The sequence below is a fragment of the Synechococcus sp. 'PEA 65AY6A-5F PE A' genome, from assembly GCF_047462575.1.
Taxonomy (GTDB): Bacteria; Cyanobacteriota; Cyanobacteriia; order Thermostichales; family Thermostichaceae; genus Thermostichus.
The window spans coordinates 1-10,559 of sequence record NZ_JAOALE010000055.1 but is presented as its reverse complement, the minus strand read 5'-3'; the positions used below and the strand labels follow the sequence as shown (position 1 = coordinate 10,559).

Sequence of the window (10,559 nt, the reverse complement as noted above, 5' to 3'; positions counted from 1 at the left end):
CTCATGATGAATGCATTGTACCTGTTGAACGCTCCCGCCTCTCATCCTGACTCTGACCGGCCCGCCCCCCCTATATCCCCCCGTATACGGGGGGACTGGGGGGCTGGGGGACTGGGGGGTACAGAGCGGGGCTTCCAGGACTACGTCCCGCTAGCGCGAACGGCGGATTAGCTAAAGCCATCGATGGATGGATGGAGACGTGATGAGCAAGACGCCAGAGGCGCTGCGGCGCTCCGTTGAGCAGTTCCTACTTAATGTACCGGAGCCGCTCGATCCGCTACTTGCCCTCAAGCTGACTCAGTTGGTGATGAGGCCGGGAGATACAGCTTACGCCATGGGCTCCAGCGATGGCCAGCGAAACCTTGACGAGCGCTGTTGTCCCTGCCCTGGACGTCTGTTGGGGGAATAGACATCATTTGCCCACCTCTGCCGGCAGCCTGGGGTTGAAGAGAGGAAGAAAAAGCGGCCAAGATGGGATCCAGTTGCTTGGCCTCCTATGACTTCCCTAGTTCTCCTCTGGCATCGCCGCGATCTGCGCCTAGGAGACAACACAGCCCTCCATGGGGCAGCCCAGCGCAGCCCCCAGGTAGTGCCGGTTTTCGTTTTCGACCCCCAACTCCTGCAGCGGGCAGACATGGCCCCAGCCCGGGTGGCGTTTCTGCTCCAGGCGTTGCAGGAGCTGCAGGAGCGCTACGCCCAGATGGGGATCCCACTCCTGTGGCGGCGGGGAGATCCAGCCGTGGAGCTGCGGCAGTTGGCCGCAGAGCTGGGAGCGCAGGCCGTGTTTTGGAACGAGGATCTGGATCCCTGGGCTCGGCAGCAGGAGAGTCGGGTGCGGGCCAGCTTGGCGGAAGCTGGGATCCCGTCTTTTTCTTACCAAGATATGCTGCTGCACGGGCCAGGGGAAGTGTTGACCCAGGCGGGGGAGCCCTACTCGGTTTTTACCCCTTTCTGGCGCCGCTGGTCTAGCTTGCCCAAGCCGGATCCCTTCCCCATCCCAAAGAGTCTGCAGGCGGTGTCAAGCCTGAAAGCCCAACCTCTGCCCAGCTTGGCGGATCTGGGCTTTGTCTGCAACCAGCGGATCCCGGCAGCGGGGGAGAGCGTGGCTCAGGGTCTTCTAGAGGATTTCTGCCAGGGCCTGCGCATTTTCGAGTACGGGCGAGCCCGCGACTTCCCCGCCGAGCAGGGCACCTCCCTCCTTAGTCCCCACCTCTGCTGGGGAACCATCGGCATTCGGCGGGTGTGGCAGGCCACCTGTGAAGTGGAAGCGGAGGCCCGCAGCGAAGAGGCCGAGAGCAGCCTGAAGACTTGGCGGCAGGAGCTGTGCTGGCGCGAGTTTTACAAGCATGTTTTGGTCCACTGGCCCCATGTGGAAAGCGGAGCCTACCGACGAGCCTTTGATGCGCTGGAGTGGGACAACCGCCAAGATTGGTTTCAGGCCTGGTGCGCCGGGCAGACGGGCTACCCGATTGTGGATGCGGCCATGCGCCAGCTCAACGAGACCGGCTGGATGCACAACCGCTGCCGCATGATCGTGGCCAGCTTCCTAACCAAAGATCTGCTTATCGACTGGCGCTGGGGAGAGCGCTACTTTATGCAGAAGCTGGTGGACGGGGATCTGGCGGCCAACAACGGCGGCTGGCAGTGGAGCGCTGGTGTGGGCACGGATCCCAGGCCCCTGCGCATCTTCAACCCAGCCACCCAGGCGGCCCGCTACGACCCGGAGGGGGAGTATATCCGCCGCTACCTGCCGGAGCTAGCGGGGCTGGATACCCCAGCTTTGCTGTGGGTGGGGAATGACCCCAAGGGATCCTGGGCTCTGCAGGAGCGGCGGCGCTGCGGCTACCCGGATCCCATCGTGGATCACAAAGTGCAGCAGCAGGAGTTCAAGCGGCGCTACCAGGCGGTGCAGCAGGGGTACTCCAAGTCTGTTCAACGATCAAACGATCATAGAAATCCAAGCGTTGTGTAGTCTCGTGAAAAAAGGGGATCCCATGGATCCCCCGTGGCTACCAGAGCTTAAGGCAAATGCCCGTCCAAAGCAGGTAACTGCAGCACTAGGGCTCCAGCTCGCTGGGGATGCGCTCCCCGAAGAGCACGAAGTAGAGAATCCGATAAATGTCCGTGTTCAGGATCCCGGTGACCGGCACTAGCTCTCGAGCGTTCAGGCCTGCTGCGCGAGCAATGACCCCGCTGCCCACATCGTCCTTGCTGGCCCAAGCCACGGCAAAGGGAAAGCGCTTGCCATTTTTGTCCGGAGCGGAGAGGAAGGGCTTTGTACCAGTGCCGTCCACCCCGTCAAGGGGAGCGCCGCTTTCGTCAGTGGGCGGCAGAGGATTATCGGCAGACTCGACATCCACCAGCTGCATCCCGCCAGCATTGCTGTCGCTGGTGGTGATCATGAAGGTCTTGGGATTCTTCTCGATGAAGTTGAGAATCACCCCAATGGCATCGTCGGCCCGCTTCATCGCCTCCAGGCAGCCGGAAGCGTTGAGGTTGTTGCACATGTTGTCGGTGCCCTCTTCCTCGATGACAGCCAAGAAGCCCTTGGGATTGCGGGAGATCCGCTCCAGGGCAAACTGTGTCATCTCGGCAACGGTGGGCGCGCTGGCGATGTAGTTGGGCAAGTTTTCTTTCCGCAACTCTTCTTCAGGCTTGTCGTAGAAGGTGTCCTCGACGTTGAACACCCCCAAAACCTTGGAGACATCTGCCGGCAGCTTGAGCAGCTCGTCGCGGGTGTAGACAACGGCGTACCCCTTTTTCTTGGCCTCCTCAATCAGGTTGCGGCCATCCTTGCGCTTCCCTTGGCCAAAGCGGCCCTGGACACCTTCCGGCAGCAGCCACTCCTCGCCAGCGCCGAGGATGATGTCTACCCCTGACTCCACCACCTGCAGGGCAATCTCCTCATAGTCGCTGCGCTTGGCAACTTCGGCAACGAAGGCAGCCGTCCCCGGCTCAATGATGGATCCCGTTTGCACCAGAGCCGTACCCAAGCCTGCCGCCACGGCCTCTTCCATGATCGTGTTCAGGGTGCCGTTGGCCGAGGGGTACTCTTTGCCGTCCGGATCCAACCCAAAGCTCTTGGCGTGGACACGGGTTCCCGTGGCATGGGTCACCGCTCCGGCGTTGGAAGTTCCCCCAAGCTGGTCGAGATGGTGCCCGCGATAGGGGGCAATCACGGGGAGACGATCCCAGTTCAGAAAGCCATCGGGGCCGTAGTAGAGAATGCGTGTGATGTCCCAGTGGGAAGCCGAGGTGCCATCCGGGTGGAAGAAGATGGCCCCGTTTCCGGTCGGCTCAGGCGCCGCTTGAGCCACACTAGAGGAAAAAACTGACGAGGACAGCAGACACAAAGTTGCAGCCAAAGCCGCCCTCAAAGAATAGCTACGCATAGCTAGCACCCTCCTGCTCGTTCAAAGCTGAACGTTAAGGAAAGTAACACAGCCTTGAACAGTTAGCAAGAGCGCGCACAAATGCTCCTGCAGAGCTTACCTGCAGCGACAATCTGCCTCTCAGGTCTACTACTTGGCCGGGGCAGGTTGCGAGGTCTATACCTAGAGTTAACTATCTCTTAACTGCCTCATAACGTCAAGGCTTCTCGTAGAGCTTTATAGCCGTCTTCCAGTCAAGCTGTTCTTTTGGGAGCAGGCGTCGAACTCTTGGCCTGCCAGGACCGCCTAAGCTGTCTAAGGTGGTGTTGCCAACGCTGCAGTTCCCCAGCTTCCAGCGGGATCCCACCGAAGCGCACCTCCAGGTAGCGCTCCAAGAACTGGATGGCCACCTGGGCTTGTGGTAAGTCGGAGTGGCGCAAGTGTTCCAGGCAGGCCTCAGGGCCTAGGTGGGCTGGGATCCCCACCGCCGTCGCCAGATCCCGCAGTTGCAGATAAAGCCTTGAGATAAGCTGGCGGCGCTGCTGCGACTTGGGTAGAGCCGCCGGGATCCAGCGCATCCCGGCAAAGGCCAGACTCGGCAGCAGGATCCCAGCTATCCAGGTGGGCCAAGGGGGGGATGGCTGCCACAGGGATCCCATCACCACCCCATTGGCGGCAGTGGCCAACAGAATCCACCCCCCATCCTGCCAGCGCACGGCCTGGTAGCGGCGGCGGCGGCCCCAGTAGGCCGTGAAGCCAGTGATGACCATCACCCCCACCAGCGGCAGGCTGTTTTGCTGCAGGCTTTGCCCCCAGCCCACCAAGCTGCGGCGGAGGGCGGCAACGACATCCTCCTGCTTTTGGGGAGCGGTCACGCGGCTGGCCAGCTCCTGAATCTGCCGCCAGATCTGCCGCTGGGTGGATAGATCGTACTGGATGACGTACTTAAACCAACGGAAGCGCAGGCTGTCGTAGAAGTCTAGGATGGGATCCCACCCGCTTTGCCGCTGGCTGACATTGGCCTCGGGCGGCGTGGCGTCGAAGATGATCCATCCATAGGGGCCAAAGGGGATCTCCGTCCACGAGTGGGCATCGGCGTTGCGCACCGCCAGGTACTTTTCCTGCGCCACCCAGCGCCCGCCCAAGAAGCCATTGACCACGCGGGCCGGGATGCCGAGGCTGCGGGCCAGCACCGTCAGAGCGGTGGCAAAGTATTCGCAGTGGCCGCGGCGGTGGGTAAACAAAAAAGCCTCCAAAGGCGGCTCGGCACCGGGATCCGGCAAATTGGTGGTGTAGGCGTAGTTCTCTAGCAGGTAGTTCCGCAGAGCCGTTACCTTGCCAAAGACGTCGGGGATCCCAGCCGTGATCTCCTCTGCCAAGGCGGGAATGCGCGGATCCAGCTCTGCCGGCAACTGCAGGTAGGCTGCCTGCTGGGCTGGGTCAAGCGCACTCAGCAGCTCCTCCTGGCTAAGCTGGCGCAGGCGGGGCCTTAGATCCTGGGGGATCCAGCTCACGGCGCGGTAGAGATAGGGCAGCCGGGGGGGCAGAGAATGGCTGACATCCCCGCTCTCGTGCAGGAGCAGGCGGCGAGTTTGCCGTTGCCATGCCTGCTGCGGAGTCATCGCCCCACCTCGATCTAGCCACTCCACCTCTAGCAGCGGCGCCACCCCAAAGACGGTGGTGGTGGCCAGCGGCTCTAGGTAAATCCGCTGCTCCAGGGGAAAGAACTGGAGGTCGCTCGCGGTGGGGATCAAGGGGGAAGCCGAGAGATCAAAGACCCCTGCTGCAGTGGGGAAAATCGGGATCGCGCGGTTCAGCGTCCGCGACCAAGCCCGCCCGTCGTAGCGATCAAAGCTGATCCCCCGCCAGTAGAGGGACTCCACCTGGGGGGGCACCCCTGCCGGGAACTCCACCCGCAGGGCAACGGTGTTGTCGGTTTTAAGGGTGCCGAACTCCCCCAGGCTGACTTCTTCGGCAAAGCCGGTGGTCATCACCGGCGAGCGGGCCTGCCGGCCCAAGATCCCCAAGCTGAGCCGCGGGAAGAGGAAAAACAAAACCACCGAGAGAATTGTTGCCAGCAAGGCCAGGGATCCCAGAAACCCCAAAAAGCTGAGGTCGATCCCGCGGACTTGGCTGGCCGCCTGCGGGTGCTGCTCCGCCTGCAGGCGCAGGTGATAGAGGGTGAGGTTAACCAGCCCCACCCCCACATACAGCAGGAATAAAAACCCAAAGCTGATGTCTTCGTTGAAGAGGGTGGCGATGGCCATCAGCAGCAGAGACAGCACCGCCAACTGGATGTGGTCTGCTGCCCGTTCCCGCTGGAACAACTTGGCCCCTGTTAGGTAAAGCACCAGGCCTATGGCCCCATCCGAAAGCGGCAGCACGCCCGCCAGCACCAGGGCCGCCAAGCTGACCAACACGCTCACCGTCAGGGGCATCCACAGGGAAGCATAGCGGGCAAAACTAATCCGGGGCGGCTCCCAAAACCAACTGGCAGCCCCCGCCGCCAAGCAGAGGGCGATAACCGCCGGCGACAGGGCCTGATCCCCCAGACAAAGGGCCGTGAAGGCGATCCCCACCAGCAGGTAGATGAAGACCTTTTGGAGAGAAAGGAGCGGCCAGGCCATTGGCTTTTCGAGGAGCCCTTGCGTTGCCCTTCCAAGATAGCCAAGCCAGCTCCCTGCCCAAAACCGACGCGGCCTGCTGGCACCCCCGCTCGCCCTGGAGAGGACAGACTTCTGTCGCGGCACTAGAATCGTTAATGTTCTTTAATGTTTTTTGACTCGCCGACTTTGGCGGCAGATCCACGCACGCTGCGCACAAAGGGGATGAGATGTCCGGCCAAAACGAAATCCATGTGGTGGGGGCGCGGCAGCACAACCTCAAAAACCTCGAGCTGCGGATCCCGCGCAATCGCCTGGTGGTGTTTACGGGCGTCTCTGGATCCGGCAAATCTTCGCTGGCCTTCGACACCATCTTTGCCGAGGGGCAGCGGCGCTATGTGGAGTCCCTCAGCGCCTACGCGCGGCAATTTCTGGGGCAACTGGACAAACCGGATGTAGACCGCATCGAGGGCTTGAGCCCGGCCATTGCCATCGACCAAAAGTCCACCAGCCACAACCCCCGCTCCACGGTGGGCACCGTTACCGAAATCTACGACTACCTGCGGCTGCTCTACGGGCGGGCTGGGATCCCCCACTGCCCCCATTGTGACCGGGTGATTGCCCCCCAGACGGTGGATCAAATGGTGGACCAGATCCTGGCCCTGCCGGAGCGGACGCGCTTTCAGTTGCTGGCGCCTGTGGTGAGGGAAAAAAAGGGCACCCATGCAGCCCTCTTGCAGAGCTTGCGCCAGCAGGGGTTTGTGCGGGTGCGCATCGACGGCCAAGTGCGGGATCTGAGCGAAGAGATCGAGTTGGCCAAAAACAAGGCCCACACCATTGAGGTGGTGGTGGATCGGCTGGTCAAGGGCCCCGAGATCGCCGAGCGGCTGGCCGATTCCCTGACCACCTGTCTGCGCCAGTCGGGGGGACTGGCGGTGGTGGAGCTCTTGCCGCGAGAGGAAGAGCGGGAACACCTGCTGCAAAAAGTGGCCGAGGTGGCGGGGCAGTACCTCAACGGCAAGCCGACGGAGCTGATCTTTTCGGAACAATTTGCCTGCCCCGAACATGGCTCGGTGCTGGGCGAGCTGTCGCCGCGGCTATTTTCCTTCAACTCCCCCATCGGCGCCTGTCCTGTCTGTCACGGGCTGGGCTTTGAGCCCATCTTCGACCCCGACCGGATCGTGCCGGATCCCAAGCTCCCTTTGTACGCGGCCATCGCCCCCTGGGCGGAGCGGGAGAACCCCTACTACCTGGCCCTGCTGGCGGGGGCCGCCAAGGCCTTTGGCTTTGAGCTCAGCAGCCGCTGGTGCGACCTCACCCCTGAGCAGCAGCAGCTCCTCCTCTACGGCAGCGACCAGGAGATCTACGTTGAAGCGGAATCCCCCTACCGGGGCCGGGGGTACTACCGCCGCTACGAAGGGGTGATCCCCCAGTTGCAGCGGCACTACCAAGAAACCACCTCCGAAACCTACCGGCAAAAGCTAGAGGCCTACCTCACCTACCGCCCCTGTGCTGCCTGTGGCGGATCCCGTCTCAAGCCGGAAGCTCTGGCCGTGCGCATCGGCGGCTACCGCATTACCGATCTCACCGAGATCTCCATCCGCGACTGCCTGCACCGCCTGGAGCAGCTAAACCTTACCCCCCGCCAAGCGCAGATCGGCGAGTTGGTGCTGCGGGAGATCAAAACCCGGCTGCAGTTTTTGGTGGATGTGGGCCTCGACTACCTCACCTTGGCCCGTCCGGCCATGACCCTCTCCGGCGGCGAAGCGCAGCGGATCCGGCTGGCCAGCCAAATGGGCTCCGGCTTGACGGGGGTGCTCTACGTGTTGGACGAACCCTCGATTGGCCTCCACCAGCGGGACAACGAGCGCCTGTTGCAAACCCTGTTTCGCCTGCGAGATCTGGGCAACACCCTGATCGTGGTGGAACACGACGAAGAAACCATCCGTGCCGCCGACCACATCGTCGATATCGGCCCTGGGGCCGGCATCCACGGGGGGGAAGTGGTGGCCCAGGGATCCCTGGCGGACATCATGGCCTGCGAGCGCTCCATCACCGGAGCCTATCTTTCGGGGCGGCTGCGGATCCCTACCCCTGCGCAGCGGCGGGCTGGGAAAGCGGTTGCCCTCAAGCTCACCAATGCCCACAAAAACAACCTCAAGCACATCGATGTGGAGATCCCTCTGGGCAAGTTGGTCTGTGTTACAGGCGTCTCCGGCTCCGGCAAATCCACCTTGGTCAACGAATTGCTCTACCCTGCCCTGCAGCACCATCTTGGACACAAGGTGCCCCAACCCGCGGAGATGGGAGAACTTGAGGGCATCGAACACATCGACAAGGTGATCGTCATCGACCAATCTCCCATTGGCCGTACCCCCCGCTCCAACCCTGCCACCTACACGGGTTTGTTTGATCCCATCCGCCAAACCTTTGCCCAAACCTTGGATGCCAAGGCCAGAGGCTACCCATCCGGCCACTTTTCCTTCAATGTCAAGGGGGGGCGCTGTGAAGCCTGCAAAGGGCAGGGGGTGAACGTGATTGAAATGAACTTCCTGCCCGATGTGTACGTCACCTGCGAAGTCTGCGGGGGCAGCCGTTACAGCCGCGAAACCCTGCAGGTCAGGTACAAGGGCAAGAACATCGCCGAAGTCCTGGATATGACGGTGGGGGAGGCGCTGGAGTTTTTCGCTGCCCTGCCTCCTGCCGCCAAGATCCTGCAGACCTTGGCCGATGTGGGCCTCGATTACATCAAGCTGGGCCAGCCAGCTCCTACCCTCTCCGGTGGGGAAGCGCAACGGGTCAAGCTGGCCGCAGAACTGGCCCGCCGCTCCACCGGCAAAACCCTCTATCTGCTGGATGAGCCCTCCACCGGCTTGTCTTTTTACGATGTCCACAAGCTCTTGAACGTCCTGCAACGGCTGGTGGATACAGGCAACACCGTGCTGGTGATCGAGCACAACCTGGACATCCTCCGCTGTGCCGACTGGATCATTGACCTGGGGCCAGAAGGAGGCGACCAGGGCGGCCAGATCGTGGCCGTAGGCACCCCTGAGGCAGTGGCTGAGCAGCCGGGATCCCATACGGGGCGGTACCTGAAGCAGGTTTTACAACGCCATCCCCCCGGCCAGTGAGCACCCCTTTCGATTGGGCTGCTGCTTTTCAGGACCCAGCAGCTCTGAGCTTCACCCACCGCTTGGGGTTGCCTCAGGCTCATTTCAAGAAGCCCGTTTCAAGTCAACTGCAACTTAAAACAACAGCTCCTCAATAATCTCGTTGGAAAACAGCCAGCCCTCGGGCGGGACTAGCCGTAGCCGTCCCCCTTCGCAACTGGCCCAACCTTTTTCAAAATAGGGATCCAGCCTCTGCAAGGCCTGCTCCACCTTCCTGCTGCCAAAGCGCTCCTGTAGAGTTGCCAACTCCAGCCCTTCCTGGAGGCGCAACCCCAACATCACCGTATCCATCCAGATTTCTTCTGCAGAAGCCGGCGGCGGCAGGGGGTGAACCTGCGCTTTGACCTGTTCAAAGTATGCGTGGAGAGTTTTCGGCTGTTGAATGCGCCGCCCCCCTTCGTAGCCGACCGATCCCATGCCAAAGCCAAAGTAGGGGCGGTTTTCCCAGTACACCCGGTTGTGGCGACAGGCATACCCAGGGCGGGCAAAATTGGAGATCTCGTAGTGGATATAGCCGGCTTGGGTGAGCAACTCCCGCGCCGTCAGGTACATGGCAACCGTGGTCTCCTCGCTGGGCAGAGGCGCCTCCCCCGGCCGGTAGAGACGCCCAAAGCGGGTTCCCGGCTCGAGGGTGAGATCGTAAACGGAGACGTGGGCCGGGTTGATTTCAAGAACAGCTTGCAGGGACTCCTGCCAATGTTCCAAAGTTTGGTAGGGCAGCCCGAAGATCAAATCCAGGTTGAAATTCTCAAAGCCCACCGCCTGCAAGTCGGCCACAGCCTCGTAAATTTCTTCCACCCCATGGAGGCGACCGCAGGCGGCCAGCAGCTCCGCTTGAAAGGCCTGTACCCCTAGGCTAATGCGGTTAACCCCTAGATCCCGGTAGCCTGCCAACTGCTCCCGTGTCAGGGTGCCGGGGTTGGCCTCGAGCGAGATCTCGCAGTCGGGATGAAACGGGATCCTCTCCCTTAATTGGCTCAAAATCCGACTCAACTGCTTCACCGTCAGCAGGGAAGGGGTGCCGCCGCCGAAAAAAATGCTGGTCAAGGGCTGGGGATCCCCGGCCAAATGGCGGTAGCGGTAGGCGCCGCCGATCTCTTGGCAGAGCCTCTGCACATAGGTTTCGATCAGTTCGCGCGTGCCCAGGCCGGTGGCAAAATCGCAGTAGTGGCAGCGCTGCCGGCAGAAGGGAATGTGCAGATAGGCCGCCTCCGGCCAGCCAAGCTGAGTGGAGAGGGCAAAGTCTTCTGCAGAGGCTGCAACTACCATAGCTCCCTACCTTGGTGACGTACTCCCACACTCATGCTGACGCATAGAGTGCAGGCTTCATGGCTTACGCCACGCTTCGCCAACAGTGACCCCTGCCCGATAGCAGGACATTTCCTGAGCTTGAAGAACGGGACGCCCCACCGCTC

General features: G+C 61.7%; 6 protein-coding genes. 3 read left to right on the top strand and 3 right to left on the bottom strand.

The genetic code is table 11. The annotated features are described in order from the left end of the window. Positions 1–202: 202 nt before the first annotated feature. Both GG26_RS12925 and GG26_RS12920 read left to right on the top strand, forming a co-directional pair. Positions 203–409 carry a hypothetical protein gene (locus GG26_RS12925; RefSeq protein WP_228375432.1) on the top strand — a complete coding sequence of 69 codons (207 nt, stop codon included), beginning with the start codon at positions 203–205 and terminating at the stop codon, positions 407–409. Positions 410–496: 87 nt separating this feature from the next. Beyond that, the gene (locus tag GG26_RS12920; RefSeq protein WP_414391024.1) at positions 497–1,972 is read left to right on the top strand and encodes a cryptochrome/photolyase family protein; all 1,476 of its coding nucleotides are present in this window, start codon (positions 497–499) and stop codon (positions 1,970–1,972) included. A gap of 85 nt (positions 1,973–2,057) precedes the next feature. Here the strand turns inward: GG26_RS12920 and GG26_RS12915 are convergent, their stop codons facing one another. Together GG26_RS12915 and GG26_RS12910 are read right to left on the bottom strand one after the other, a co-directional pair. Then, positions 2,058–3,317, bottom strand: coding sequence for an alkaline phosphatase (locus GG26_RS12915; protein WP_414391021.1), 1,260 nt, complete (start codon positions 3,315–3,317; stop codon positions 2,058–2,060). A gap of 308 nt (positions 3,318–3,625) precedes the next feature. Further along, positions 3,626–5,998 (bottom strand): DUF3488 and DUF4129 domain-containing transglutaminase family protein, encoded by a 2,373-nt coding sequence (locus tag GG26_RS12910; RefSeq protein WP_414391019.1) that lies wholly within the window; start codon positions 5,996–5,998, stop codon positions 3,626–3,628. A 206-nt stretch (positions 5,999–6,204) separates the two neighbouring features. Between GG26_RS12910 and uvrA the strand changes: the two genes are divergently transcribed. Continuing rightward, positions 6,205–9,105, top strand: a complete 2,901-nt coding sequence (gene uvrA, locus GG26_RS12905; protein ID WP_414391017.1) for an excinuclease ABC subunit UvrA — start codon at positions 6,205–6,207, stop codon at positions 9,103–9,105. 114 nt (positions 9,106–9,219) lie between these two features. On the opposite strand, the gene hemW is transcribed toward uvrA, so the two are convergent. Further along, positions 9,220–10,413, bottom strand: a complete 1,194-nt coding sequence (hemW, locus tag GG26_RS12900; RefSeq protein WP_414391014.1) for a radical SAM family heme chaperone HemW — start codon at positions 10,411–10,413, stop codon at positions 9,220–9,222. Positions 10,414–10,559: the final 146 nt, after the last annotated feature.

What these genes read in the sequence shown, in the direction of transcription:
- GG26_RS12925 (WP_228375432.1), top strand. Translation starts at nt 203, where the DNA reads ATGAGCAAGACGCCAGAGGCGCTGCGGCGCTCCGTTGAGCAGTTCCTA.
- GG26_RS12920 (WP_414391024.1), top strand. Translation starts at nt 497, where the DNA reads ATGACTTCCCTAGTTCTCCTCTGGCATCGCCGCGATCTGCGCCTAGGA.
- GG26_RS12910 (WP_414391019.1), bottom strand. Translation starts at nt 5,998, where the DNA reads ATGGCCTGGCCGCTCCTTTCTCTCCAAAAGGTCTTCATCTACCTGCTG.
- uvrA (WP_414391017.1), top strand. Translation starts at nt 6,205, where the DNA reads ATGTCCGGCCAAAACGAAATCCATGTGGTGGGGGCGCGGCAGCACAAC.
- hemW (WP_414391014.1), bottom strand. Translation starts at nt 10,413, where the DNA reads ATGGTAGTTGCAGCCTCTGCAGAAGACTTTGCCCTCTCCACTCAGCTT.